The sequence below is a fragment of the Flaviramulus sp. genome (assembly GCF_982512915.1).
Genome location: NZ_CEWOCJ010000015.1, coordinates 37,831 through 63,213, shown reverse-complemented (window position 1 = coordinate 63,213; position 25,383 = coordinate 37,831). Strand labels below are relative to the sequence as shown.

General features: G+C 31.7%; 27 protein-coding genes. 16 read left to right on the top strand and 11 right to left on the bottom strand.

Annotated elements, in window-relative coordinates:
- Positions 1 to 334 precede the first annotated feature (334 nt).
- Both AC1XJX_RS10535 and AC1XJX_RS10530 read right to left on the bottom strand, forming a co-directional pair.
- Positions 335 to 514, bottom strand: a complete 180-nt coding sequence (locus AC1XJX_RS10535; protein WP_482003945.1) for a hypothetical protein — start codon at positions 512 to 514, stop codon at positions 335 to 337.
- A 68-nt stretch (positions 515 to 582) separates the two neighbouring features.
- Positions 583 to 1,173, bottom strand: coding sequence for a riboflavin synthase (locus AC1XJX_RS10530; RefSeq protein ID WP_482003944.1), 591 nt, complete (start codon positions 1,171 to 1,173; stop codon positions 583 to 585).
- A gap of 195 nt (positions 1,174 to 1,368) precedes the next feature.
- On the opposite strand from AC1XJX_RS10530, the gene pdxA reads away from it, so the two are divergent.
- The 10 genes from pdxA (at position 1,369) to AC1XJX_RS10480 (ending at position 11,155) form a co-directional block, all read left to right on the top strand.
- Positions 1,369 to 2,424 carry a 4-hydroxythreonine-4-phosphate dehydrogenase PdxA gene (pdxA, locus tag AC1XJX_RS10525; protein WP_482003943.1) on the top strand — a complete coding sequence of 352 codons (1,056 nt, stop codon included), beginning with the start codon at positions 1,369 to 1,371 and terminating at the stop codon, positions 2,422 to 2,424.
- Between the two features lie 123 nt (positions 2,425 to 2,547).
- Positions 2,548 to 3,087, top strand: a complete 540-nt coding sequence (locus tag AC1XJX_RS10520; protein WP_482003942.1) for a YceD family protein — start codon at positions 2,548 to 2,550, stop codon at positions 3,085 to 3,087.
- A 9-nt stretch (positions 3,088 to 3,096) separates the two neighbouring features.
- Positions 3,097 to 3,300: a 50S ribosomal protein L32 gene (rpmF, locus tag AC1XJX_RS10515; RefSeq protein ID WP_034042489.1), complete on the top strand. Its 204-nt coding sequence runs from the start codon at positions 3,097 to 3,099 to the stop codon at positions 3,298 to 3,300.
- A 182-nt stretch (positions 3,301 to 3,482) separates the two neighbouring features.
- Positions 3,483 to 4,484, top strand: a complete 1,002-nt coding sequence (locus AC1XJX_RS10510) for a beta-ketoacyl-ACP synthase III (protein ID WP_482003941.1) — start codon at positions 3,483 to 3,485, stop codon at positions 4,482 to 4,484.
- A 22-nt stretch (positions 4,485 to 4,506) separates the two neighbouring features.
- Positions 4,507 to 4,995, top strand: coding sequence for an acetyl-CoA carboxylase biotin carboxyl carrier protein (accB, locus tag AC1XJX_RS10505; RefSeq protein ID WP_482003940.1), 489 nt, complete (start codon positions 4,507 to 4,509; stop codon positions 4,993 to 4,995).
- 44 nt (positions 4,996 to 5,039) lie between these two features.
- Entirely contained in the window at positions 5,040 to 6,392 is a 1,353-nt protein-coding gene (accC, locus tag AC1XJX_RS10500) for an acetyl-CoA carboxylase biotin carboxylase subunit (RefSeq protein ID WP_482003939.1), read from the top strand.
- Positions 6,393 to 6,630: 238 nt separating this feature from the next.
- Complete coding sequence (locus AC1XJX_RS10495) at positions 6,631 to 7,743, top strand: NAD(P)/FAD-dependent oxidoreductase (RefSeq protein WP_482003938.1); 1,113 nt, start codon at positions 6,631 to 6,633, stop codon at positions 7,741 to 7,743.
- Position 7,744: 1 nt separating this feature from the next.
- Complete coding sequence (mtgA, locus tag AC1XJX_RS10490; RefSeq protein WP_482003937.1) at positions 7,745 to 8,455, top strand: monofunctional biosynthetic peptidoglycan transglycosylase; 711 nt, start codon at positions 7,745 to 7,747, stop codon at positions 8,453 to 8,455.
- Positions 8,436 to 8,894 carry a 3-oxoacyl-ACP synthase gene (locus AC1XJX_RS10485; protein WP_482003936.1) on the top strand — a complete coding sequence of 153 codons (459 nt, stop codon included), beginning with the start codon at positions 8,436 to 8,438 and terminating at the stop codon, positions 8,892 to 8,894. The genes mtgA and AC1XJX_RS10485 overlap by 20 nt, the downstream gene beginning before the upstream one ends.
- A gap of 8 nt (positions 8,895 to 8,902) precedes the next feature.
- Positions 8,903 to 11,155, top strand: coding sequence for an efflux RND transporter permease subunit (locus AC1XJX_RS10480; protein WP_482003935.1), 2,253 nt, complete (start codon positions 8,903 to 8,905; stop codon positions 11,153 to 11,155).
- 1 nt (position 11,156) lies between these two features.
- Here the strand turns inward: AC1XJX_RS10480 and AC1XJX_RS10475 are convergent, their stop codons facing one another.
- The 6 genes from AC1XJX_RS10475 to AC1XJX_RS10450 all read right to left on the bottom strand — a co-directional run bounded on the left by AC1XJX_RS10475 (position 11,157) and on the right by AC1XJX_RS10450 (position 17,723).
- Positions 11,157 to 12,068, bottom strand: coding sequence for an ABC transporter ATP-binding protein (locus tag AC1XJX_RS10475; protein WP_482003934.1), 912 nt, complete (start codon positions 12,066 to 12,068; stop codon positions 11,157 to 11,159).
- Between the two features lie 72 nt (positions 12,069 to 12,140).
- Complete coding sequence (locus AC1XJX_RS10470; protein WP_482003933.1) at positions 12,141 to 14,291, bottom strand: prolyl oligopeptidase family serine peptidase; 2,151 nt, start codon at positions 14,289 to 14,291, stop codon at positions 12,141 to 12,143.
- A gap of 95 nt (positions 14,292 to 14,386) precedes the next feature.
- The gene (locus tag AC1XJX_RS10465; RefSeq protein WP_482003932.1) at positions 14,387 to 15,376 is read right to left on the bottom strand and encodes an aspartate-semialdehyde dehydrogenase; all 990 of its coding nucleotides are present in this window, start codon (positions 15,374 to 15,376) and stop codon (positions 14,387 to 14,389) included.
- A 136-nt stretch (positions 15,377 to 15,512) separates the two neighbouring features.
- The gene (gene mscL / locus AC1XJX_RS10460) at positions 15,513 to 15,914 is read right to left on the bottom strand and encodes a large conductance mechanosensitive channel protein MscL (protein ID WP_482003931.1); all 402 of its coding nucleotides are present in this window, start codon (positions 15,912 to 15,914) and stop codon (positions 15,513 to 15,515) included.
- A 62-nt stretch (positions 15,915 to 15,976) separates the two neighbouring features.
- On the bottom strand, positions 15,977 to 17,083 hold the full coding sequence (gene alr, locus AC1XJX_RS10455; protein ID WP_482003930.1) for an alanine racemase: 1,107 nt from the start codon (positions 17,081 to 17,083) through the stop codon (positions 15,977 to 15,979).
- Positions 17,076 to 17,723, bottom strand: coding sequence for a thymidine kinase (locus AC1XJX_RS10450; protein WP_482003929.1), 648 nt, complete (start codon positions 17,721 to 17,723; stop codon positions 17,076 to 17,078). The genes alr and AC1XJX_RS10450 overlap by 8 nt, the downstream gene beginning before the upstream one ends.
- 107 nt (positions 17,724 to 17,830) lie before the next feature.
- On the opposite strand from AC1XJX_RS10450, the gene AC1XJX_RS10445 reads away from it, so the two are divergent.
- From AC1XJX_RS10445 to AC1XJX_RS10435, 3 genes are read left to right on the top strand one after another with little or no spacing between them, the layout of a single operon-like run.
- A complete protein-coding gene (locus AC1XJX_RS10445) occupies positions 17,831 to 18,574 on the top strand; it encodes a hypothetical protein (protein ID WP_482003928.1) in 744 nt (247 codons plus the stop codon).
- The gene (gene rsmI / locus AC1XJX_RS10440; protein ID WP_482003927.1) at positions 18,574 to 19,245 is read left to right on the top strand and encodes a 16S rRNA (cytidine(1402)-2'-O)-methyltransferase; all 672 of its coding nucleotides are present in this window, start codon (positions 18,574 to 18,576) and stop codon (positions 19,243 to 19,245) included. Before AC1XJX_RS10445 ends, rsmI begins: the two co-directional genes overlap by 1 nt.
- Positions 19,246 to 19,254: 9 nt before the next feature.
- Entirely contained in the window at positions 19,255 to 19,599 is a 345-nt protein-coding gene (locus AC1XJX_RS10435) for a HopJ type III effector protein (RefSeq protein WP_482003926.1), read from the top strand.
- Positions 19,600 to 19,717: 118 nt separating this feature from the next.
- Here AC1XJX_RS10435 and AC1XJX_RS10430 read toward each other — a convergent pair whose 3' ends face one another.
- A complete protein-coding gene (locus AC1XJX_RS10430; protein WP_482003925.1) occupies positions 19,718 to 20,500 on the bottom strand; it encodes a toxin-antitoxin system YwqK family antitoxin in 783 nt (260 codons plus the stop codon).
- A gap of 24 nt (positions 20,501 to 20,524) precedes the next feature.
- Positions 20,525 to 21,115 carry a carboxymuconolactone decarboxylase family protein gene (locus AC1XJX_RS10425; protein ID WP_482003924.1) on the bottom strand — a complete coding sequence of 197 codons (591 nt, stop codon included), beginning with the start codon at positions 21,113 to 21,115 and terminating at the stop codon, positions 20,525 to 20,527.
- A 60-nt stretch (positions 21,116 to 21,175) separates the two neighbouring features.
- Between AC1XJX_RS10425 and AC1XJX_RS10420 the strand changes: the two genes are divergently transcribed.
- The 3 genes from AC1XJX_RS10420 to AC1XJX_RS10410 are packed head-to-tail and all read left to right on the top strand — an operon-like array spanning position 21,176 to position 24,589.
- Positions 21,176 to 21,598, top strand: a complete 423-nt coding sequence (locus AC1XJX_RS10420; RefSeq protein WP_482003923.1) for an OsmC family protein — start codon at positions 21,176 to 21,178, stop codon at positions 21,596 to 21,598.
- Between the two features lie 30 nt (positions 21,599 to 21,628).
- Complete coding sequence (gene recJ, locus AC1XJX_RS10415) at positions 21,629 to 23,320, top strand: single-stranded-DNA-specific exonuclease RecJ (RefSeq protein ID WP_482003922.1); 1,692 nt, start codon at positions 21,629 to 21,631, stop codon at positions 23,318 to 23,320.
- A gap of 3 nt (positions 23,321 to 23,323) precedes the next feature.
- Positions 23,324 to 24,589: an MFS transporter gene (locus AC1XJX_RS10410; RefSeq protein WP_482003921.1), complete on the top strand. Its 1,266-nt coding sequence runs from the start codon at positions 23,324 to 23,326 to the stop codon at positions 24,587 to 24,589.
- Here AC1XJX_RS10410 and AC1XJX_RS10405 read toward each other — a convergent pair.
- Complete coding sequence (locus AC1XJX_RS10405; protein WP_482003920.1) at positions 24,586 to 25,344, bottom strand: UDP-2,3-diacylglucosamine diphosphatase; 759 nt, start codon at positions 25,342 to 25,344, stop codon at positions 24,586 to 24,588. The genes AC1XJX_RS10410 and AC1XJX_RS10405 overlap by 4 nt on opposite strands.
- Positions 25,345 to 25,383: the final 39 nt, after the last annotated feature.

Genomic DNA, 25,383 nt, shown 5'->3' with positions numbered 1-25,383 from the left:
TAGAGCACCTGACTCATAATCAGGTGGTCCCTGGTTCGAGCCCAGGTGGGACCACTTTTAGAAATTGTAAAGCCTTTCATTTTTTGAAAGGCTTTTTTTTATTGGTCATTTCATTATTTTGAATTTATGTGATTATCAATGAAGTAATTACATTTTAATTTTTGTTTTGAATGAATTTATATATATTTGTTTAGTAAATTGAAAACGATAACTGTTTTTATTAATTTTCTTAACTCTCGCAATTTCTTAAGAATCTTAATTTTAATAGGATAATTAGCAAAAAATTACGTTTTATCGATTATTTTAAACACTTTAAAGATTTTTTTTGAGATGTTTAAGATTTTTTTGTTTTGCTAGCTCGCTTTTTTTTATACATTTGTGTCCCAATGAAAATGCAAAATAAAAGAATATTAGCCTCAATCTTATTTGTATTAATAAGTGTTATATGTGTTGGACAAACTCCACCACCACCAGGACCACCACCACCACCAGGTTTTCCAATTGATGGCGGCATAATTTCAGGACTTGTTTTTGCTTTATTTTATGGAGTAAAAAAAATACTTTTTAGAAAAGCTAATTAAATTATTTACTTGTAGCTAAAAGCTTAGCAACATATTTTCCTAAAACATCAAATTCTAAATTTACCGTTGTTCCCTTTTTAAAGGAACTAAAGTTTGTATGCTCATAAGTGTAAGGGATTATAGCAACACTAAACGAATCGTTTTTAGAATTTACAACAGTTAAACTAACACCATTTACAGTTACAGATCCTTTTTCTATGGTTATATTGTTAAGAGAGGTATCATAACTAAAAGTAAATATCCAGCTTCCATTTACATCCTCAACATGAATACAAGTAGCCGTTTGATCTACATGTCCCTGAACAATATGTCCATCTAGTCTATCTCCAAGTTTCATTGCGCGCTCAAGATTTACTTTGTCGTTTATTTTTAAAGTATTTAAACTTGTTTTGTCTAAGGTTTCTTTGATAGCTGTTACAGTATAGGATTGATCTTTAATAGCAACAACTGTTAAGCATACACCATTATGCGCGACACTTTGGTCAATTTTTAATTCCGAAGTTATATTGCTTTTTATAGTGATGTGAAGATTATCTAATTCTTCTTTTAAATTTGAGATGACACCAATATCTTCAATAATTCCAGTAAACATATTATTATGTGTTTATTTAGTTAAATTTGTAACATCAAAAGTACACGAATTTTTTTATTTGAAAACTTATGTAAATAAATGAAAAAATTAATATAATAAATGAGAAGTTATCTATGTAGATTTAAATTTTGTTCAATAACAACAAAAATTTAAGATCTTACTTAGTGAAATCACAAATAAAAGTCAGCAATTTTAATGGAGCAAGAAGAAAATATAGTAGTAGGGATATCAATAGGAGATTTAAATGGTATTGGTGGTGAGATCATTTTAAAGACATTTGAAGATTCAAGAATGATGGAATTTTGTACTCCGGTTATTTTTGCATCATCTAAAACCATGAATTTTTTTAAAACCCATTTTAAATCTGAGATTAATTTTCACATTATTAATAAAATGGATCAACTCGTTCAAGGCAAGGTAAATGTTATAAATTGTTGGAACGAATCTGTAAATATTGACTTTGGTAAAGAAGATCAAAAAATAGGTGCTTTTGCCATAAAAGCTCTACAAGAAGCTACCAAAGCATTAAAAAATAAAGAAATTGATGTATTAGTTACGGCTCCAATTAATAAACACAATATTCAATCTGAAGCTTTTAATTTTCCTGGACATACTGATTATTTAGCTAAAGAACTTGAAGGAGAAAGTTTAATGTTTATGATTGCAGATAATTTAAGGGTTGGATTATTAACAGATCATGTACCTATAAAAGATATTGCAAATCATATAACTCCAGAGTTAATCCAAAAAAAGATTCATACAGTTTATGAATCTCTTAAGAAAGATTTTAAAATTGAAAGACCCAAAATTGCAGTTTTAGGCATCAACCCTCATTCGGGTGATAATGGAGTTATTGGATATGAAGATGATGAGGTTTTAAGACCCACTCTCAAAAAAATTAAAGAAACTGGCAAGTTAGTTTTTGGACCCTACGCAGCAGATAGCTTTTTTGGATCCAATAATTACAAAAACTTTGATGCTATAATAGCATCATATCACGATCAGGGTTTAATTCCATTTAAAACATTATCATTTGGTCAAGGAGTAAATTTTACAGCTGGATTAAATAGAGTTAGAACCTCTCCAGATCATGGCACTGCTTATGAAATTGCTGGAAAAGGAATTGCTGACGAAAATTCTTTTAAAGAAGCTGTTTTTAGTGCTATTAAAATATTTAAAAACAGATTTGATTATGAACTTCTTACAGCAAACCCATTAAAAAAGCCTTCTAAAAAACAATTTACTCAATAAGCGCATAACATCCTAAAAATAAATATACTAGTATGTATTTGAGATATAAACAAAAAATTGTTTATAAGTAATGCGGAGTTAATAAAAATTTATATATTTGCACCCTCAAATTATAAGCTAGAAATGAAGCTATTGAAACAATTTACAATTCCATTTGTGGGATTAAAGTTAGGAAAGCATCATTTTGATTATAAAGTTGATAAAGCGTTCTTTGAACATTTTGAGTACGAAGATTTTAATGATGTTAATATTGAAGTAAATGTTGAGTTAGAAAAAAAGTCAACATTACTTGAATTACATTTTAAAACTTCTGGATGGGTTAATATCAATTGTGATATTACCAATGAACCATTTAATCAAAACATTGAAAATGAGTTTGATTTAGTAGTAAAATTTGGTGATGAATATAACGATGAATACATAGATATTCTTATAGTTCCCCATGGAACTTATGAGGTTAATATACAACAATATATATACGAGTTAATCGTATTATCTGTACCTCTAAAAAGAATACATCCAGGTGTTGAAGATGGAACGTTAGATTCAGACATACTTATAAAATTAGAAGAATTAAGCCCAAAGCTTAAAGAAATTAAAGAAAAAGAAGAGGAAACAGATCCTCGTTGGAATACATTAAAGAAATTATTAACGGATAAATAAACATATAAAATGGCACATCCTAAAAGAAAAATCTCGAAAACAAGAAGAGATAAAAGAAGAACTCATTACAAAGCAACTGCGCCACAGATTGCTACTTGCCCAACAACAGGTGAAGCTCATTTATACCATAGAGCGCACTGGCACGAAGGAAAACTTTATTACAGAGGTCAGGTATTAATTGACAACTCAGAAGAAGTAGAAAACGTAGCATAATCAAATTATGCTATAAAATTATAAAACGCTCAATTATGAGCGTTTTTTTTATGAAAAGCTTTTTCTAAATCACAAAAACATTAAATTTGCGTCATAATTCATCAAAATTTAGTAGTTTTCGTCAAATTTTGAATGTTTTTTACCGTTTTTAAAAGATTTTTGATCGAATTAATAATTAAGGTATGAGTAAAATTTCAGCAGCAATCACAGCTGTAGGTGCTTATGTGCCAGAATACGTATTAACCAACCAGATTCTTGAAACCATGGTTGATACTAATGATGAATGGATTACTTCAAGAACGGGTATAAAAGAGCGAAGAATTCTTAAAGAAGAAGGTAAGGGAAGTTCTTTCTTAGCCATTAAAGCAGCACAAGATCTTATAAATAAAAAGGGAATTGATCCCAAAAATATAGAGCTGGTTATTGTTGCAACCGCAACACCAGATATGAAAGCAGCATCAACAGCAGCTTATACAGCTTCTGAAATAGGCGCCACAAATGCTTTTTCTTTTGATATGGATGCTGCGTGTTCAAGTTTTTTATTTGGTATGTCTGTAGCTGCTAAATATATTGAATCAGGAAGATATAAAAATGTATTACTAATAGGTGCAGATAAAATGTCATCGATAGTTAATTATACAGATAGAGCTACTTGTATTATTTTCGGTGATGGTGCAGGCGCTGTTTTATTTGAACCAAATACTGAAAACTTAGGATTACAAGACGAATACTTACGAAGTGATGGCACAGGAAGGGAGTTTTTACAAGCTACCTACGGCGGCTCTTCTTTTCCATTAACTCATGAAAAAATGGACCAAGGAGGTCAATACGCTTTTCAAGAGGGAAAAACTGTATTTAAAAACGCAGTATTTAATATGGCAGATGCTACTGTTAAAATATTAGAGCGTAATAACTTAACGAATGACAACGTTGATTGGCTTGCTGCTCATCAAGCAAACAAACGTATTATCGACGCAACAGCACAACGTATTAATTTAGAAGAAGAAAAAGTAATGATAAATATCCATAAATATGGAAACACTACATCAGCAACATTGCCATTACTTTTAAATGATTATGAATCGCAACTTAAAAAAGGAGATAATATAATATTCGCAGCTTTTGGAGGCGGATTTAACTGGGGTGCTATTTACTTAAAATGGGCCTATAATTCAAAAAACTAACCAAGAACTAATTAACAAAATTATGGATATAAAAGAAATTCAAAACTTGATTAAGTTTGTTGCCAAATCTGGCGCAAGTGAGGTTAAATTGGAAATGGATGATATTAAAATTACCATTAAAACTGGTCCAGATACTGAAGGGACTGCTATTCAATACGCACCCATGGTATCTTCAGCTCCACAAGTTGCTTCAGCAACATTAGCACATGATGCACCTCAATCAGCACCAGTATCCTCACCAGCAGCTCCTGCAGTTTCAGAAGATTCAAAATATATTACTATTAAATCACCAATTATAGGTACCTTCTACAGAAAACCATCACCAGATAAACCTTTATTTGTAGAAGTTGGTCAAACAATTGCAGAAGGTGATGTACTTTGTATTATTGAGGCGATGAAACTTTTTAATGAAATTGAATCAGAAGTTTCAGGGAAAGTAGTTAAAATATTAGTAGATGATTCTTCTCCTGTAGAATTTGATCAACCCTTATTTTTAGTTGATCCATCTTAATTAATTCAGAATTCAGAATTCTGAATTCATAATTTTTATAAATTATGTTTAAAAAAATATTAATAGCCAATAGAGGAGAAATAGCATTACGTGTTATTAGAACCTGTAAAGAAATGGGCATTAAAACAGTTGCCGTTTACTCAACAGTAGACGCAGAGAGTTTACATGTTAAGTTTGCCGATGAAGCCGTTTGTATAGGTCCACCACCAAGTAAAGATTCCTATTTAAAAATGTCTAATATCATAGCAGCTGCTGAAATCACAAATGCAGATGCTATTCACCCTGGATACGGGTTTTTGTCTGAAAACGCTAAGTTTTCAAAAATTTGTGAAGAGCATGGTATTAAATTTATAGGTGCTTCACCAGAAATGATAGACAGAATGGGAGATAAGGCAAACGCAAAAGCTACTATGAAAGCAGCTGGCGTACCTTGTGTTCCAGGAAGCGAAGGTGTTATTCAAACTTTTGAAGAATGTCAAAAAGTTGCAAAAACTACAGGATATCCAGTGATGCTTAAAGCATCAGCTGGAGGAGGAGGAAAGGGCATGCGTGCTGTTTGGAAACCAGAAGATTTAAAAGCGGCATGGGATTCTGCAAGACAAGAAAGTAAAGCAGCTTTTGGTAATGATGATATGTACATGGAAAAGCTTATCGAAGAACCTCGCCATATCGAAATTCAGGTGGTTGGAGATTCTCGAGGTAAAGCGTGCCACTTATCTGAAAGAGATTGTTCTATTCAACGTCGTCATCAAAAACTTACTGAAGAGACCCCATCTCCATTCATGACAGATAAACTTCGTGATGATATGGGTAAAGCAGCTGTAAAAGCAGCTGAATACATAAACTACGAAGGCGCTGGAACCATTGAGTTTTTAGTAGATAAACATCGTAATTTTTACTTCATGGAAATGAATACACGTATTCAAGTTGAGCATCCAATTACAGAACAAGTTATAGATTTCGATTTAATACGCGAACAAATTTTAGTAGCAGCAGGTGTGCCAATTTCAGGTAAAAACTATACGCCAAAATTACACTCAATAGAATGCCGTATTAACGCGGAAGATCCTTATAATGGGTTTAGACCTTCACCTGGTGTTATTACCACGCTCCATGCTCCAGGCGGTCACGGTGTGCGTTTAGACACCCATGTTTACGCAGGTTATGCCATTCCGCCTAACTACGACTCAATGATAGCGAAGTTAATCACAACAGCTCAAACTAGAGAAGAAGCTATAAACAAAATGAAGCGTGCATTAGACGAGTTTGTGATTGAAGGTATAAAAACAACTATTCCTTTTCACAGACAACTTATGGATCATCCTGATTATATTGCAGGGAATTATACAACGAAATTCATGGAAGATTTTGTTATGGAAAAACAAAAAGAAGATTAAATATTTAAAATCCCGATGTAAGTTGGGATTTTTTTTGCGTTACCACAAGGGTCGGGCTTTCTACTATATCTTTTGTTTTTGTCATTTTTGTATATGCATGAATCGATAACCTAATCAATAGCCTACCCAGAATAGTTTTTACATTCATAAAAAACAAAAGGATGCCGATACAATCCCTAACGCAATCCAGAAATTCAATTTAAAATTTCATTATTTTTACATCAACCAATAACCAACAATGAAATTATCATACTGGGAAATAAAATCATGGCTATCCAACATACATTATACTGTAGTTGGTAGCGGAATTGTTGGTTTAAATTGTGCTCTGGCATTAAAAAATCGTTTTCCAAAAGCCAATATTTTAATACTAGAAAAAGGGATGTTACCCCAAGGCGCTAGTACAAAAAACGCTGGGTTTGCATGTTTTGGTAGCCTAAGCGAAATTATAGACGATTTAAACACACACTCTGAAGAAGAGGTTTTACAATTAATAAATAAAAGGGTTGATGGTTTAAAATTGTTAAGAGCATCATTAGGTGATAAAACGATTGATTATAAAAATTATGGTGGTTTCGAATTGTTTTTGAAAAATGAAACGTTGATACAAGATTGCTTAGAAAAAAAGGAAATGATAAATACCTTACTTAAACCTATTTTTAAAAAAGACGTTTTTACAACAAAATCGAATGTCTTTAATTTCAAAAATGTAGAGTCAACCTATATTCTTAACAAGTTTGAAGGACAAATTGATACGGGAAAAATGATGGAGGCTTTACTAAAAAAAGTATATACTAATGGTATAAAAATCTTGAATAACACCTTTGTTGAACGTTATTCAGAAGATTTAAATACAGTTAAAATTGAAACAAATGCCTTTGAGTTTTCTTCGTTAAAATTATTAATTGCTACCAACGGTTTTGCCTCTCAACAAAATATTAGTGAAGTAAAACCAGCACGTGCACAAGTGCTGATTACAAAACCTATTGATAGTTTAAAGATTAAAGGAACTTTTCATTTAGATAAAGGCTACTATTACTTTAGAAATATTGATAATAGAATTTTATTTGGAGGCGGAAGAAACCTCGACTTTAAAGGTGAAGAAACCACAGTTTTTGATCAAACTAGTTTAATTCAAAACAAATTAGAATCACTTTTAAGAACCACTATTTTACCAAATACAGATTTTGAAATAGAACATCGATGGAGTGGTATTATGGGTTTGGGTCATCAGAAAAAGGCTATTGTAAAACAACTTTCAAACAATGTTTTTTGTGGAGTTCGATTAGGAGGTATGGGAGTTGCTATTGGTAGTCTAATAGGTAAAGAGTTGTCTGATTTAATAGTTTAAAATGGTTAGAAAAGTAGTTAGGTTTTTTTGGAAATGCTTTTTGTGGTTTTTTGCAATTTCAATTGCTTTAGTGATTATTTTTAGATGGGTACCAGTACCAGTAACACCCTTAATGGTTATTAGAACCATACAACAAAAAAACAATAATGAGCCATTTGCTTGGAAACACGATTGGGAACCTAAGGGTAACATTTCTAAACATTTAAAATTAGCAGTTATATGTAGCGAAGATCAAAATTTCTTAACCCATAATGGTTTTGATGTTGAAGCCATAGAAAAAGCTATAGAGTATAATAAAAAAGGAAAAAGTACACGAGGCGCAAGTACTATTAGCCAACAAACAGCAAAAAATGTTTTTCTATGGCCACAACGTAGTTGGTTTCGTAAAGGATTAGAGGTTTATTTTACTTTTTTAATTGAAATTATCTGGTCTAAAGAGCGCATATTAGAAGTCTATTTAAACAGTATTGAAATGGGTAATGGTATTTATGGAGCAGAAGCAGCATCTCAATATTGGTTTAAAAAACCGGCAGTAAAACTTACTCAAAGTGAGGCAGCAGCTATCGCTTCTATACTTCCTAATCCGTTAAAGTATAGAGCAAATCCCGCCACTTACTATATTCAAAAAAGAAAAGGATGGATTGTTCGTCAAATGGGCTATTTCGGAACTTTAGATTTTAATAAAAAGCAAGATGAGCGAAAAAAAAACTAAGCTACAATTATATCAAGCTTGTTTAAATTTTATTGAAAATAGGTTTCAAACGGTTCAAAACACAATTAATGAAATTCAAGAATCTCTGCTTTCCGAAACCAAAAGTAGTGCTGGTGATAAGCATGAAACTGGCAGGGCGATGTTACAATTAGAACGGGAAAAAGCTGGAAATCAACTTGCAGAAATTGAAAAAATAAAACAAATACTTTCAAAAGTAAATATTCAAAACACACATAAAAAGGTTGCTTTTGGGAGTTTGGTTCATACAACTAAGTTTAATTATTTTATTGCAATTAGTGTTGGAGAAGTCATGCTTGATAATGAAAAATTTTATGCTATTTCTTCCTCAACGCCTATCGCCAAACTGCTATTAACTAAATCAATTGGTGATAAAATTCAGTTTTTAAACGATACCTTTGTTATTACAAAAATTGAGTAGTAATGGTAATGAAAAAGCTAGAACAGATTATTGATAAAATAATAAAATTTAGAATTTCAATCATTGTATTGATTTCAATTTTAATGGCTATTTCGGGGTATCAAACACTTAAAAAATTGCGTATAGATAATTCTCTTTCTATATGGTTTTTAGAAGAAGATCCTAGCTATAAAGCCTACATCGATTTTCAAGAAAAATTTGGCTCCGATGAGATTTTCATAGCGATGCTACCAGTAAAAAACGCGATTGGAAACGATGAAAAAAAGCAATTACTTAAATTACATAAAGCTATAGACAACTTACAATATGTAAACACGTCTTTTAGTTTAGCCAAAGCAAAGTATCCTATTTATGCTAACAACACAATTATTTTTGATGAACTTTATAATACTGAGAGAAGCCAAAAAGGTTTAAAAATTCTATTATCTAAGCTTCCAAATATCAGTGCTCAATTGGTGTCGGAGGATTTTAGAAATCAGTTTTTTTATATTCAGTTGAATCCAACGCCTACCATTGAAACTAAACGAAAAGATATTTTAGGTGAAATATCCGCTATCATTCAACAAAATTATGACAACTATTATTTAACCGGACCACCTGTTTTAAATGAGGCATACAGTAAAGGAATCTATAAAGAAAGTCTAATTTTTGGAGTTTTAACGGTTTTGGTTATCACATTAATGCTCGTGTTTTTGTTACCAAGTAAGCGCTATTTAATAATTTCTTTATTATCAGTAGCAGTACCTGTCTCCATATTATTTGGCATTATTACATCTTTAGGGCATGCTTTAAATATGATTTCGATGTTGATTCCAACTATTTTGATGGTTTATAGCGTTAGTGATGCCGTGCATATAATTAATATTTATCATAAAGAGGGGCTTTTAAATAAATCTGTAACAAAAATTCAATTATTAGCTGTAGCTGTTCGAAAAAGTTTTACACCTTGTTTTTATACCACACTAACTACTTTTGTTGGATATTTTGCATTGTATTTATCGCCATTACCAGCATTTAAAAATATGGGTATTTTTACCTGTATAGGTTTGGTATTAAGTTTTCTGTTGGTTTATATAATCACTATTATTGGGTTTAGTTTTATGAGCCTTAATTTTAAAGAAACAAAACCTCTTATTGCTTTTAAAAATGTTAGTCAACATGGGTTTATAGATTGGTTAAACGGGTTTACAACTCAATACAAAAACAGTATCATTATCACGTTTACTTTCATTTTGATATATGGTTTGTACTCAGTATTTCAAGTTAAGATTGATACCAATTCCCAAGACCTTTTGGCAGAAGGAAAAGAAAAACAAGATTTACGTATTGTAGAGAGTCAACTTAAAGGAAGCTCAAGAATGCAGTTAAACATTTCTAAAGTTAATGGGGGCAAAATTCTAACTAAAGAAGCGATGTCTCAGTTGGAAGATTTTCAAAAAGGACTTGAAGAAAATCCATTGATAAATGCACCTGTTTCTGCTGTGAATATTAAGTCTTTTTTAGAAAAAAGAACACCTGTGCTTTTTCAAACAGCTGTTTCAGATGAAAAGATTGAAAATATATTGGCATCGGTTGATAATAGTGATAATAGTTTTTTTAAGTTATTTTCAAATGATTTTTCTTCGGCAGGTATTACAATCAGTTTTAAAGAAATTAAAACGTCACAACTTGAACAACTTATTAGTGATATTCAAAAAGATTTTGAAGCTACATTTAATACAAAAGATTACCAATTAAAGATTAATGGGTTTGCAGTAGTTTTTGCTCAATTAAATAACTTTATACTTCAAACGCAGTTCAAATCTTTTTTTGCTGCTTTCTTTGTGGCTTTTATTTGTCTTTGGTTTTTTATCAGAAGTATAAAAACTACCTTTTTGGTATTAATCCCTAATATATTACCACTAGCTATATTAGCTATTTTAATGAGTTGGTTAGATATTCCATTAGATGTTACAACAGCTATGATAACACCCATTATGTTGGGTATTGCTATGGATGATACGATACATTTAGTTTACAAATACAGAAAAAATGAAGTTGAAACAGAAACATCTGAAAACAGAATGAATAATGCGATGCGTTATACAGGTAGCGCTTTGTTTTCTACAACTTTTGCTTTGGTAGCAGGGTTTTTAATTATTGCCTCAAGCGCAACACCATCGGTAAGAGATTTTGGATTGCTTTGTGCTGTAACTGTAGCTGTAGCTTTAATAACAGATATTTTTTATTTACCTGCCCTTTTGAAGAAGTTTGATAAGTAAATTAAGTTATCGTTTTTAAACAGATAGATTGATTTTTCTCCAATTTTGAATGATGTTGAAAAAATATTATTTTTCCATCTAAATCGGCTTCAATTAAAAAATAATGACCCTTAAAGTAGCATTGAATAACGCTTGCGTTTAAAGTAGATTTGTCAACTAATTGGATTTGATGATCGTAAATGATGTTTTTGTCTATCACATTAAATTCTCCAAAAAAAGAAGCAATTAAAGGTGTTTTTGGGTTTTCATATAAAACCTCAGGGCTATCATTTACAGCTATTTGATGCTTGTTTAAAACAATCATACGGTCTGCAAAACCTAATACATCTTCTTTATCATGGGTAGCAACAACACAAGTAATATTTTTTTCTTTTAAGTATTTAAAAACACGACGTCTTAAACTTTGTTTTTGAAAATTATCAATGTGGCTAAAGGGTTCGTCTAATAAGATAATTTCAGGTTCTCTTGCAATCGCTCGTGCCAAAGCAACCCGTTGTTTTTGTCCGCCACTTAATGTTTTTACTTTAATATCAGCAAATTCGGAAAGTTCTACAACTTCTAAAAGTTCGCTAGTACGCGCTTTTTTTTCTTCAGGGAAGAAGTTTGATAAATGTTTACCAATATTTTCTGCAACCGTAATAAAAGGCATCAAATCAAATTCTTGCGACACGTATTTCATAAAATCATAACCTATAACAAGATTATATTTAGGACCTAAAATTTCTGTTTCTTTCCAAAAAATTTGTCCATTAATTAAATCAAATTCTCCATAAATAAGATTGAGTAAAGTACTTTTTCCAGAACCACTTTCGCCAATAACAGCGAGGTTCTCACCTTGTTTCACCTCAAAAGAAATAGCTTTTAAAACAGGTGTTTTTTGATAAGAAAAGGATAGGTTTTTTATTTTTAACATAACGTTACAAAAATAGTATAAAAAAACCGCTCCTATTATTGAACGGTTTGTTAAATTAAATAACCTAATAGTTTACCCTTTAACTTTTTTATCCATTTTATTGGGTAGTTTATCAAATCCCATATTATATAATGTAAACCCTAAAATATCAGCGTGTAATTCAATGGTTTTACTTAGTGGAGTTCCAGCACCATGGCCAGCATTTGTTTCAATCCGGATTAAGGTGGGGTTGTTACCCGTTTGTTTGCTCTGTAACTGGGCTGCAAATTTAAAACTATGTGCAGGTACAACTCTATCATCGTGATCTGCAGTTGTAATTAAGGTAGCTGGATACGAAACGCTTTCTTTCACATTATGGACTGGTGAATACGCTTTTAAATATTCAAACATCTCTATACTATCATCTGAAGTTCCATAATCGTATGCCCAAGCAGCTCCAATAGTAAATTTATGATATCGTAACATATCTAAAACGCCTACTGCAGGTAATGCTACTTTTGCCAAATCTGGTCGCTGAGTCATAACAGCACCTACTAATAAACCCCCATTAGAGCCCCCTGATAAAGCTAAATAGTTTGATGAAGTATATTTATTATCTATCAAAAATTCACCTGCTGCTATAAAATCATCAAAAACATTTTGTTTTTGCATTTTTGTGCCAGCATTATGCCATTTTTTACCATACTCGCCACCGCCTCTAATATTAGCTACCGCATAAACCCCCCCTTGTTCCATCCAAACAGCATTTGGAATTCTAAAACTAGGTGTTTCACTAATATTAAAACCACCATAACCATAGAGTATGGTTGGGTTTTTACCATTAAGGTCTAATCCTTTTTTGTGGGTAATAATCATGGGGACATTAGTGCCATCTTTAGATTTGAAAAACACTTGATTACTTTCATAATCATTACTTTTAAATGATATCGCTGGTTTCCAAAATAGATCAACAGTCCCAGTTTTATTATTTAGTTTATAAATACTTGCTGGTGTATTATAATTAGTAAATGAAAAATAATCGACCTCTTCTTCTTTTTTACTCCCAAATCCCCCTGCAGAACCTATACCTGGAAGTTCAATTACTCTAACTAATTTTCCATCATATTCATACTGTATTACTTTAGAAATAGCATCAACCATATAATGCGCCAAAATATAGTTACCACTTAAAGACGCAGTAAGCACATTATTAGTTTCTGGGATAATATCTATCCAGTTTTCTGGCTTAGGATTTGATACATCTACAGAAACTACTTTTTTATTAGGTGCATTTAAATTTGTAGACAGAAATATGGTGCTTCCTATATTCTCTAGAACATAAGTATCACTTTCTAAGTGATCTAAAATAGTAATGAAATCATTATTTATATTGGATAAATCTTTAATTAATAATTTATTGCCAGACGAAGATTCTGCTGGTAAAATAACTAGATAGTTATCATCTCTACTTACATATGATCTTGTGTATAAGTATTTTTCGTTTGTTTTTCCTCCGTATACTAAAATATCTTCATTTTGAGAGGTGCCTATTTTATGATAATAGACTTTGTGGTTATTGTTTTCTTCTGAAAGATCACTCCCTTTAGGTTTATCATAACTGGAGTAATAAAAACCATCATTTTTATACCAAGAAATACCGCTAAATTTTATGTTTTTAAGTGTGTCTCCAATTACTGCTTTGGTTTCAGCATCAATAACAATTACTTTTCTCCAATCACTTCCTCCTTCAGAAATTGAATAAGCTGCTTTTTTCCCGTTTTTCGAAAAATTTAATCCACCAAGAGAAACTGTACCATCTTCAGAAAACGTATTTGGATCTAGAAAAATTTCTGGCGCTTGATCATCCTTTTTTCTGTAAATAACATTTTGATTTTGTAACCCATCATTTTTAGTAAAATATGTATAATCACCTTCTTTAAAAGGCGCACCTATTTTCTCGTAATTCCAAATTTCTGATAACCTTTCTTTTAAAGCGTCTCTAAAAGGGATGTTATTTAAATAATTATACGTGACGTTATTTTGAGCTTTTACCCATGCTTCAGTTTCTTTACTTCTATCATCTTCTAGCCAACCGTATGGATCTTTTACTTCTTCACCAAAAAAAGTGTTTAAAGAATCTGCCTTTTTCGTTTGAGGATATATTATTTTAGAAGGTGCTATATGTTGTGCCATAAAATTAGTAGTTATCATAAAAGTTAATAATTTAACATACAAACTTTTCATGATAAATGCATTTTGAATTTCTCAAAAATAAACAAAAAAGCTCCTTCAATATTAGTGAAGAAGCTTAAAGTTTCATGATTTAGTTGATAAAAGCATTAAACCAAATCATTAGCAATTAAATATTCTGCAATTTGGATGGTATTTGTAGCGGCTCCTTTACGAAGGTTGTCAGCAACAATCCACATATTTAAGGTGTTTGGTTGAGATTCATCTCTTCTAATTCTGCCAACAAAAACGTCATCTTTATCATGTGCATAAATTGGCATTGGGTAGGTATTTGTTAGTGTATTATCTTGTACAATAACACCTGGAGTTTCGCTTAATAATTTACGAACTTCAGATAAATCAAAATCATTTTCAAATTCAACATTTACAGATTCTGAATGCCCACCAGAAGTTGGTATTCTTACAGCAGTTGCAGAAACTGAAAAAGTACGATCGTTCATGATTTTTTGAGGTTCTCTAGCCAATTTCATTTCCTCTTTTGTGTACCCATTATCTTCAAAAACATCGCAATGTGGTAAAGCATTTCTACCAATAGGATATGGATAAGCCATTTCGCCTTCAATCCCTGCAATTTCATTTTCTAACTGTCTTACAGCTTTTACTCCTGTACCAGAAACTGATTGATAGGTAGAAACCACAACACGTTTCATTTTATATTTTTTATGAAGCGGGTTTAAAGCCATAACTAATTGTATGGTTGAGCAATTAGGGTTAGCTATAATTTTATCATCTTTTGTTAATTCTTGAGCGTTTATTTCTGGAACTACTAATTTTTTGGTAGGATCCATTCTCCAAGCAGAAGAGTTATCAACGACAGTAGTACCAACTTCGGCAAATTTTGGCGCCCATTCTAAAGATGTACTTCCTCCAGCAGAAAATAAGGCAATATCAGGACGCAAGGAAACAGCGGTTTCTAGACTTACAACTTTGTAATCAGTCCCTTTATAAGTTATAGTTTTTCCAACAGATTTTTCAGATGCTACTGGAATTAATTCTGTAACAGGAAAATTACGTTCTGCTAATACTCTGAGCATTACTTCGCCAACCATTCCGGTGGCACCAACTAGAGCTACTTTCATTTTATGATTATTTATAAATTTTTACGAAACAAAACTAAGTATTAAATAGTTTTTAGAATAAAAAAAAAGACCTCATTTTATTAAAACGAGGTCTTTTTAACAAGAAATAACACTAAGTTATTTAATTAACGTTTTGTTATTTTTTTAACAAATCTCTAATTTCAGCAAGTAAGTCTTCTTGAGAAGGTCCAGCAGGAGCTTCTGGTGCAGCCTCTTCTTTCTTTTTAGTTTTGTTTATTCCTTTTATAATCATAAACATTACAAATGCTACAATTATAAAATCTATTAAATTAGTTACAAAAGCACCCCATAGAACAGCTACTTCACCTTCAATAACACCATCCGCATTAGCAACACCTTCTTGAATTACTAATTTTAAATCGTTGAAGTTTGCATTAAAAATTAATCCAATTAATGGTGATACAATTCCTGCTGTGAAAGATGTTACTACTTTATTAAAAGCAGCACCCATTACAAAAGCAACGGCGATATCAACCAAGTTGCCTTTCATTGCAAATTCTTTAAATTCTTTAAGCATAATATTAAATTTTTAGTTACTGAGGGCTAAAAATAGTTAAAAAAATTAACATTTGTTAATTGTTATTTTAAATATGTGCGCTTAACACGCTGGGATATAGCTGTTATAAGTTCGTAGGATATGGTTTTTGCTGTTTCTGCGAGATTTTCAGCAGTATTGTTGGGGCCAAAAATAATTACTTCATCACCTTCTTTACAATCAATATTGGTTATGTTTACCATAATCATATCCATACAAACGTTTCCAATTATGGGTGCTTTTTCTCCATTAATAAATACAAAACCTTTACCATTTCCATAGTGCCTTCCAATACCATCTGCATGACCAATTGGTAATGTAGCTGTTTTTAAAAATGAATCTGTTTTGAAGGCTCTGTTATAACCAACAGAAGCACCTTTTTTAATAGAATGAATTTGAGAAATTATAGTTTTTAAGGTGGCTATGGGTTTAAAATTTTTATTTTCTTTTTCTGAATTTCCAAAACCGTACAGTCCAATGCCGCTTCTCACCATATCAAATTGAGCTTCAGGAAAATTTAATATGCCAGAAGTATTGCAAATATGCAGCATGGGTTTATAACCCATAGTGTTTGTGAAATTTTGAGCAATATTTTTAAAACTTTCAATTTGGTTTAAAGTAAACGTTTTTTCATTCAAATCTTCACTCGCTGCCAAATGAGAAAATATAGATTTAACTTTAATTGTTTTAGTGTTTTTTAATTTTTTAGTAACGTAATTAACATCATTCTCGGCAAAACCTAAACGGTTTAAACCTGTATTAAATTTCATGTGTATTGGGTAATTGGTTTGTTTTTCTTCAATAGCAATTTCAATAAATTCATTTAAAATTTTGGTATTATAAATACTGGGTTCTAAACAAAAATCAATGAGTTTTTTAAAATTTACAGCTTGCGGGTGCAAAACTAAAATGGGTTTTGTTATTCCGGCATTTCTCAATGTAATACCCTCATTGATATAAGCCACTGCAAAATAATCAACATTAAGATTTTGTAGATATTTTGCAATTTCCGAAGCATCACTACCATAGGCAAATGCTTTTACAACAGCCAAAAACTTGGTGTTATCTTTTAATTTTGATTTTAAAAAATCAAAATTATGTTTTAATGCTTTTAAATCAATTTCAAGAACCGTTTCTTGTGCTTTAGGCATCAGAGTCTTTTAGTTTTGGGTTAATTTCTTCAGCATCATTAACCTTCATGTTTTTAACTTTTTCGCGGGTCATCGCTTTATAATAAGCAGCTCTACTCAAGGGTTCATACTCATCAACTTCACCTAAAAGAACAAGGTTATCGCTTTTAGATTTTCTGTAGCTGTATTGTGCTAAATTTCCGGTTCTTGTGCAAACGGCGTGCACTTTAGTAATATATTCGGCAGTTGCCATCAGATTTGGCATGGGCCCAAATGGATTGCCTTTAAAATCCATATCTAAACCTGCCACAATCACACGAACCCCTTTATTAGCTAAATCGTTACAAACGCGTACAATTTCATCGTCAAAAAACTGAGCCTCATCAATACCAACTACATCACAGCCGTCTGCCAAAATAGGAATATTTGCAGCAGCAGGAACAGGTGTAGAGCGAATTTGGTTTGCATCGTGAGATACCACCATATCTTCATGATAGCGCACATCAATAGTAGGCTTAAAAATCTCAACTTTTTGCCTTGCAAATTGCGCACGTTTTAATCGGCGGATAAGTTCTTCTGTTTTTCCAGAAAACATCGATCCACAGATAACTTCTATCCACCCAAATTGTTCTTTCTGATTTACTGTATTTTCAAGAAACATTTCGTAATTTTAACACTAAAACAAAGTAATTATTCGTTTGTATAAAGGTGGCGTAAATTTATTAAAAATCAAAAGCCTAAATAGCAATAATTAAAAAATTATAAATAATGAAGAAGAAGTTAGAGTCTGAGTTAATTAGTATTGCACACAGAATTCTTAAATTAAAAGGAAAAGATGATGTTGTTAAAATGCATGCTGAGGTTTCTGCACTATACGAAAAGTTATCAGTTTTAAAATTTGCTCACAATAATTTTGAAGGCGATTTACCAACTATTGGAAATGATTCCTCGTTTTTTGGGATGTTAGATGAAGCTTTTAATAATAAAGTAAGTGATACTATTGAAGTAGAAGATAAAATATACATTAATCTTGATGAGATTGAAGATGATGGGATTATGGAACCTGTAATGAACAAGATTAAGGATATGGTATCCTATATGCCAGAAGATCTTGAGGGAATTGATACTGTTTTTGAAGAAGCTATTCCATCAAAAAAGCACCATAAAATTGATTTTGACGACATAACTGCAGGTTTTAAAGAAATGCCAGTTTTTGAGCCTATTTCTAACTTACAAAATGGTATTTCTAACGAAAAAAAATCTTTGAATGATAAATTAAAAACAGGTGGATTAAACGTTGGTTTAAATGATAAAATTGCATTTATAAAACATTTATTTAATGGAGAAAGTGACGATTATAACCGCGTATTATCTCAATTAAATACTTTAGAAACCTACCATGATGCCAAACGATTTATTGAACATATGGTAAAGCCAGAATATAATAATTGGCTTGATAAAGAAGAATTTGAAGAACGCTTTTTTGAAATTATTGAAGCAAAATTTAATTAATGAGTAAACTTTATTTAGTACCAACTCCAATTGGTAATTTAAAAGATATGACCTTTAGAGCTGTTGAGGTTTTAAAAGAAGTAGATTTAATTTTAGCTGAAGATACTCGAACTTCAGGAAAACTTTTAAAGCATTTTGAAATTTCAACGCATATGCACTCCCATCACATGCATAATGAGCATAAAACCGTTGAAAACATCATCCAAAAGATTAAAAGTGGCACCACTGTTGCTTTAATTAGTGATGCAGGAACGCCTGCCATCTCAGACCCTGGATTTTTATTAACCCGTGCCTGTATTGATAATGATATTGAAGTTGATTGTTTGCCTGGAGCCACGGCATTTGTACCTGCTTTGGTTAATTCTGGATTTCCAAATGATAAATTTGTATTTGAAGGTTTTTTACCTGTTAAAAAAGGAAGACAAACGAGATTGTTACTTTTAGCAGAAGAAACTAGAACCATTATTTTTTACGAAAGTCCACATAAATTAGTTAAAACTTTAGGGCATTTTTGTGAGTATTTTGGGAACGATAGACCAGTATCAGTTTCAAGGGAATTAACAAAACTTTTTGAGGAAACCATTCGAGGAAGCTCTAAAGAAGTTTTAGAGCATTATACTAATAAACCACCAAAAGGAGAGATTGTAATTTGCGTTGGTGGGAAGAAATAAATTATATTCATGAACTTAGAAGGATTTAAAAAAAAATTGAAAAGTACACCAAATAGCATCCAGTTTGAGGATACTATATCTGTAATAGAATCTTATTATAATTTTATCCCAACAGCTTTTAAAAATGGTGAATTAAAAAACGAAATTGGTCAAAATTCTGGATCTTGTAAGTTGTTTTCTTTTGCAAAATTGCAAAATTTCACAAAAGATGAAACTTTATCCTGTTTCGGTAAATTTTATTTTGATGAAGTATTAAACGACCCGAATGGAACAGGGCATCAAAATATTAGAAACTTCATGAAAACAGGATTTGAAGGTTTGGTTTTTGATGGGACTCCGCTTATTGAGAAATAAAGTTAAAGTTGGCTCAATTTAAATTTTTGGTGTATTTGTGACTATAAAAGAGATAAATATCCTTTTGTTAACTTAATACAGACATTAACTACACAGTTAATAAATTACTACAACCAAATTAAAATTCCCCAAAAAGTTCTCTATATTTTAATGCTTCTTGAGGGTTTTCTTTTAAGTTTATTCGTTTTATTTCATCTCCGTTTTCGTCGCGTTCAATTATAAAAGTATCATCACCATCCATAAGCATTTGAATAAATAATTTTAAGAAGCCATCTTCATTATAAAATTTTGTAGCCTCAAAATTGTCATATGTAGAGGATATTGTTTCAGAATACACCTTTCCGCCTTTAATATATTGGGTTATCCTTTTCACTTCTTTAATAAACATTTGAGATTCTATATTACCAATAACGTCATAGTTTACAGATTCAATAACGTTTTCATTTTTAATTTTAGATTCAGATTTAAGTTCTCCACTTTCAAAGTATCCTAAACTTTTACCGTATTTGATCCCGTTTTTGAAGGTATTAAGTGTTTTCAATTTTCCCGATAATGAATAGATTTTCTCTTCGCCATTTAGTTTTCCATTTAAATAAATTGCCTCAGAAAAAATTTCAGAATTATCATGTAAAACAATACTTGTACCGTTTAAAATTCCATTTTCAACTTTAAATTCTTCCCATTTTTTAAATTTATCACCTACCACATAATAGCCATTTAATGGTTTTCGAGTTTCATTATCTCGGTAAACACTTATGCCATTGTAAGAATCTATGAAATATGAGTTCTTTTCTATTAATGTAAAATTCAAGAAATCATCAGCTACTTTTTCTTTACAGTTTAAAAGTGTTATAAATGGTATTGAATATATAAAAATGAGTAATGTTTTTATAAATTTCACTTTAGCGTTTTTTTTAATATCATTTTAAATGTGCTTACCCTTTTCCCAACCATGTTTTCCTAGGTACTGTTCGCCACTTTCAACCGCACCATTTTCAATGGAAGTTCCCATACTATCATTCCACCTATTCAAATAACCAAAAAGTGAAATAACCCCAAGCATTTCTACAATTTCCCCTTCATTCCAATGTTCGTATAAGCGCTTTTTAATGGTTTCATCAACGCCATTTGGCACTTGACTAGCATGTAAGGAAAAATCCAATGCAACACGTTCGGCTTCATTAAAAGCAGGATGTGTTTTGTATTCCCAAATATTATCAAGTTGTTCTTGCTCTGCACCATAGCGTTCGGCAGCTCTTATCGCATGTGCTTGACAATATCTGCAACCTGTAGCATTACTAGAAACCCAAGCAATCATCCGTTTTAAAGCTGATGTTACTCTGCCTTCATTAGACATCACAGCTTTATTCAAGTTAATAAAAGCTTTGCTTATTGCAGGTCTGCGTTGCATAGTTAAAACCGAGTTTGGGCAAAAACCTAATGTTTCATTAAAGAATTCTGCCAACTCTTTTGTTTCTAAATCATGGTCTGCAGATAATGGTGTTACTAAAGGCATATTTTGTTTTTTAAATAGTATTTTTGAATCTACAATGTAACAAAAAAATTTTCAATAAAAATGACAAATCACATTACTACAACATGGTTAGGCGGCATGAAATTTGAAAGTACCAATCCATCAGGACACAATTTATTTATTGATGCAGGTGAAGAAATTGGCGGGAAAGGTGAAGGCTATCGCCCAAAAGCTTTAATGTTATCTGCTTTAGCGGGTTGCTCTGGTATAGATGTGGGTATGCTTATAAAAAAAATGAAGCTAGCTGTAGATGATTTTAAAATTGAAATTGATGCTAGTTTAACAGAGGAACACCCAAAATACTATAATAACGTAGCGATGCATTTTCATTTTTATGGAAATGATTTAGATGAAAAAAAACTACAAAGAACTGTAGATTTATCAGTAGAAAAATACTGCGGTGTTATGGAAATGTTTAGACAGTTTGCAGCATTAACTATCGAGACACATTTTCATAATAAATAACATTAAAAATTTATTTCTCAAATAGATTTTATGCGCTGGACATTAAAACCAAAACCAGAAAACAAAAAAGTTGAAGCTTTACAAAAAGCACTTCAAGTTGATGCTACAGTTGCTACCTTATTGTTAGAGCGTGGTATTGAAACTTTTGATGATGCAAAACGTTTTTTCAGACCTAGTCTAGACGATTTACACAATCCATTCTTAATGAAAGATATGGATAAAGCAGTCAATAGAATTGAAGAAGCCATCAAGAATGAAGAAAATATTTTGGTTTATGGTGATTATGATGTAGATGGCACTACCTCAGTAGCACTTATGGCATCATACTTAAAAACAAGAACAGAACGTATTGCAACTTACATTCCAGATAGATATGATGAAGGCTATGGTATTTCTTTTAAAGGTATTGATTTTGCTCAGGATAATGATTTCTCCTTAATTATAGCTTTAGATTGTGGTATTAAAGCCCTTAATAAAGTTTTATATGCCAAAGAAAAGGGTGTTGATTTTATTATTTGTGATCATCACAGACCCGGAGACTATATTCCGCAAGCTGTTGCTGTTTTAGACCCAAAGCGAGAAGATTGTGAGTATCCTTATAAAGAACTTTGTGGTTGTGGTGTTGGTTTTAAACTCATTCAAGCATTAGCTTTTAATGAAGGAAAAACCATTGAAGAGTTGGCAAGTTATTTAGATTTAGTAGCTACGGCTATTGGTGCTGATATTGTTCCTATTACAGACGAAAACAGGGTTTTAGCATATTTCGGACTTCAAGTTATTAATGAGAATCCGCGCATGGGCATACAGGCATTAATAGCTCAAGTAAAGAAAAAAGAACTTACAATAACCGATGTTGTTTTTATAATAGCCCCCAGAATTAATGCTGCTGGACGCATGAAACATGGCAATTATGCAGTTACGCTTTTAACAGAAACAAATCCTGATTTGGCTAAACAATATGCAGCTGAAATTGAAACTTTTAATACCGACAGGCGTGAAACAGATAAGCAAATTACAGAAGAAGCTCTTAAACAAATTCAGCAGCAAAAAGAACAGGAACGTTTTACTACTGTTGTTTACAATGAAACTTGGCATAAAGGTGTTATTGGTATTGTGGCTTCTAGGTTAACGGAAACCTATTATAGGCCAACTTTGGTTTTTACTAAAAGTGGAGGAGAACTAGCTGCTTCGGCACGTTCTATTTCTGGGTTTGATGTCTATAATGCTTTAGAAGCTTGTAGCGAGCACATTGAACAGTTTGGAGGTCACAAATACGCGGCAGGTTTAACACTAAAAGAAGAAAATTACGAAGTGTTTAAGCTAGCTTTTGAAAATGAAGTTTTTAAATCCATTGACAGAAAATTACTTTCGCCAGAGATTAAAGTAGATATGCAGATTAACTTAAACCAAATTGATGATAAATTGATGCGTATTTTAAAACAATTTAGTCCTTTTGGTCCAGGAAACATGACCCCTGTTTTTATGACGGAAGATTTACAAGATACGGGTTATGGTAAATGTGTAGGTGAAGACGAATCGCATTTAAGAATTACTGTTAAACAAGGAAATTCTAATAGTTATGTTGGTATTGGTTTTGGCATGGGCGATAAGCTTTCAATTGTAAAAGATCACAAAAAATTTAAAGCTGTTTATTCTATTGATGAAAATGAATGGCAAGGTAATGTATCATTTCAATTAAAATTAAAAGATATTAAAGCTTAAGCTATGGCAAAAAAAGACCCTTACGCAGCACTGCGAATCAAAGAATTCAATATTTTTTTATTGGTTCGTTTTGTATTAGTTTTTGGTTGGTCTATGCAATTTATTGTTATAGAATGGCAAGTTTATAGCTTAACAAAAGACCCATTATCGCTTGGGATTATTGGCTTAATGGAAATTATTCCTGCTTTTACTATGGCTTTATTTGCAGGTCATATTGTAGATCAAAAAGAAAAACGAAATTTATTAGCGTTATGCATTGCTGCCTTTTCTTTAATAAGTTTAGGACTGTTTTTGTTAACCTGGGATAGGGTAGTTACTGATTGGTCTACAACTACCATTTTATATGCTATTTATGGACTTATTTTTTTTGGTGGATTTTTACGTTCTTTTTTCGGACCCACTATTTTTTCTTTGGTAGCTTTAATTGTTCCAAAAAAAATATATCCAAATGCGGCAACCTGGAATAGTTCTACATGGCAAATGGCATCCGTTCTAGGTCCTGCTTTTGGTGGATTTTCAATTGGATGGATTGGTGTACATTGGTCTTTATGCATTATTTTTGGCTTAGTACTTTTGTCATTTTTTATTTTATTAAAAATAAAACGCAAGCCTATTTTGAACCCAAAAATAGGGGAGTCTGTTATAGCCAGTTTAAAAGAAGGTGTGAGTTTTGTATTTAAAACAAAAGCTATCTTAGGAGCAATGACACTTGATATGATTGCTGTTTTATTTGGGGGTGCTATTGCGCTTTTACCGGTTTTTGCACAAGATATTTTAAAAGTTGGAAGTGAAGGTTTTGGAGTACTTCGAGCTGCACCTGCTGTTGGTGCTTTTTTAACCATGTTAGTAACGGCTTACATTCCTATAAGTAAAAATGCGGGTATGAAATTATTAGCGGCTGTTTTTGGTTTTGGTGTTTGTATTATTGTTTTTGGGATATCTTCTATTTTTTGGATTTCTTTACTTGCATTGTTTTTTAGCGGGATGACAGATGGTGTTTCTATGGTAATTCGTCAAACTATTTTGCAGATAAAAACACCCGATCATATGCGTGGTCGCGTATCTTCTGTAAATTCTATGTTTGTTGGTTCATCAAATGAGCTAGGCGCTTTTGAAAGTGGTTTAACAGCAAAGTTAATGGGAACAGCTACTGCTGTTGTTTTTGGAGGCACCATGACTTTAATTACGGTAATAACTACGGGTCTAGTATCTCCTTCTTTTAGAAAATTAGATTTAAGCAAAGATTTAGAAGACCACGAAAGGGATTAATTTTTAAATTCCTTTAATTGCAAATTTTCACCATCAAAAACTGCGTAGGTGTAATAGGTTATCCAATCGCCAAGATTGATATATTTTGATTTTTTGTTGAGTTCTATATCTAAAGGTAAATGTCTATGCCCAAAAATAAAGTAATCCCGATGTTGCACTTTTAATTTTTCTTTGGAATATAGCACCAGCCATTCATTATCTTCACCTAAAAACGTAGCATCATCATAACCAGAAATGAGTTTGTTTTTAACGGATAAATATTGTCCAATTTGCATACCAATATCTGGATGCGCCCATCTAAATAACCACTTAAATATTGGGTTTGTAAACACTTTTTTCATGCGTTTGTAGCCTTTATCAAAAGGACCTAAACCATCTCCATGACCAATAAAAAATGTTTTATTATTGAATGTGAACTCTTCTGGTTTGTGGTAAACAGGAATGTTAAGTTCATCTTCAAAATAACCATTCATCCATAAATCGTGATTACCAACAAAATAGTAAATAGGAATTCCGGAGTCGGTAATTTCTGCAAGTTTGCCTAAGGTTCGTGTAAATCCTTTTGGAACAACTGTTTTATACTCAAACCAAAAATCGAATAAATCTCCTAAAAGAAAAATAGCGGCAGCATCTTGCTTAATATTATCTAACCAAGCGATAAATTTTTTTTCGCGAGGTTTAGACGCCTCAGAGGTTGGTGCTCCTAGGTGGTTATCTGAAGCAAAATATATTTTTTTCCCTTTTGGAATTTGCATGTTGTAAATATAAATAAATTAGCCACAAATACACGAATA

Excerpts from the sequence above, each read along its gene's own strand:
- AC1XJX_RS10465 (WP_482003932.1), bottom strand. The coding sequence starts at position 15,376 with ATGAAAGTAGCTCTAGTTGGTGCCACCGGAATGGTTGGCGAAGTAATG.
- AC1XJX_RS10410 (WP_482003921.1), top strand. The coding sequence starts at position 23,324 with ATGGCAAAAAAAGACCCTTACGCAGCACTGCGAATCAAAGAATTCAAT.
- AC1XJX_RS10520 (WP_482003942.1), top strand. The coding sequence starts at position 2,548 with ATGAAGCTATTGAAACAATTTACAATTCCATTTGTGGGATTAAAGTTA.
- AC1XJX_RS10420 (WP_482003923.1), top strand. The coding sequence starts at position 21,176 with ATGACAAATCACATTACTACAACATGGTTAGGCGGCATGAAATTTGAA.
- AC1XJX_RS10405 (WP_482003920.1), bottom strand. The coding sequence starts at position 25,344 with ATGCAAATTCCAAAAGGGAAAAAAATATATTTTGCTTCAGATAACCAC.
- AC1XJX_RS10425 (WP_482003924.1), bottom strand. The coding sequence starts at position 21,115 with ATGCCTTTAGTAACACCATTATCTGCAGACCATGATTTAGAAACAAAA.
- mscL (WP_482003931.1), bottom strand. The coding sequence starts at position 15,914 with ATGCTTAAAGAATTTAAAGAATTTGCAATGAAAGGCAACTTGGTTGAT.
- rsmI (WP_482003927.1), top strand. The coding sequence starts at position 18,574 with ATGAGTAAACTTTATTTAGTACCAACTCCAATTGGTAATTTAAAAGAT.
- AC1XJX_RS10535 (WP_482003945.1), bottom strand. The coding sequence starts at position 514 with ATGCCGCCATCAATTGGAAAACCTGGTGGTGGTGGTGGTCCTGGTGGT.
- AC1XJX_RS10485 (WP_482003936.1), top strand. The coding sequence starts at position 8,436 with ATGAGCGAAAAAAAAACTAAGCTACAATTATATCAAGCTTGTTTAAAT.
- alr (WP_482003930.1), bottom strand. The coding sequence starts at position 17,083 with ATGCCTAAAGCACAAGAAACGGTTCTTGAAATTGATTTAAAAGCATTA.
- recJ (WP_482003922.1), top strand. The coding sequence starts at position 21,629 with ATGCGCTGGACATTAAAACCAAAACCAGAAAACAAAAAAGTTGAAGCT.
- AC1XJX_RS10495 (WP_482003938.1), top strand. The coding sequence starts at position 6,631 with ATGAAATTATCATACTGGGAAATAAAATCATGGCTATCCAACATACAT.
- rpmF (WP_034042489.1), top strand. The coding sequence starts at position 3,097 with ATGGCACATCCTAAAAGAAAAATCTCGAAAACAAGAAGAGATAAAAGA.
- mtgA (WP_482003937.1), top strand. The coding sequence starts at position 7,745 with ATGGTTAGAAAAGTAGTTAGGTTTTTTTGGAAATGCTTTTTGTGGTTT.
- accC (WP_482003939.1), top strand. The coding sequence starts at position 5,040 with ATGTTTAAAAAAATATTAATAGCCAATAGAGGAGAAATAGCATTACGT.
- AC1XJX_RS10475 (WP_482003934.1), bottom strand. The coding sequence starts at position 12,068 with ATGTTAAAAATAAAAAACCTATCCTTTTCTTATCAAAAAACACCTGTT.
- AC1XJX_RS10510 (WP_482003941.1), top strand. The coding sequence starts at position 3,483 with ATGAGTAAAATTTCAGCAGCAATCACAGCTGTAGGTGCTTATGTGCCA.
- AC1XJX_RS10450 (WP_482003929.1), bottom strand. The coding sequence starts at position 17,723 with ATGTTTCTTGAAAATACAGTAAATCAGAAAGAACAATTTGGGTGGATA.
- AC1XJX_RS10445 (WP_482003928.1), top strand. The coding sequence starts at position 17,831 with ATGAAGAAGAAGTTAGAGTCTGAGTTAATTAGTATTGCACACAGAATT.
- AC1XJX_RS10480 (WP_482003935.1), top strand. The coding sequence starts at position 8,903 with ATGAAAAAGCTAGAACAGATTATTGATAAAATAATAAAATTTAGAATT.
- AC1XJX_RS10530 (WP_482003944.1), bottom strand. The coding sequence starts at position 1,173 with ATGTTTACTGGAATTATTGAAGATATTGGTGTCATCTCAAATTTAAAA.
- pdxA (WP_482003943.1), top strand. The coding sequence starts at position 1,369 with ATGGAGCAAGAAGAAAATATAGTAGTAGGGATATCAATAGGAGATTTA.
- AC1XJX_RS10470 (WP_482003933.1), bottom strand. The coding sequence starts at position 14,291 with ATGAAAAGTTTGTATGTTAAATTATTAACTTTTATGATAACTACTAAT.
- AC1XJX_RS10435 (WP_482003926.1), top strand. The coding sequence starts at position 19,255 with ATGAACTTAGAAGGATTTAAAAAAAAATTGAAAAGTACACCAAATAGC.
- accB (WP_482003940.1), top strand. The coding sequence starts at position 4,507 with ATGGATATAAAAGAAATTCAAAACTTGATTAAGTTTGTTGCCAAATCT.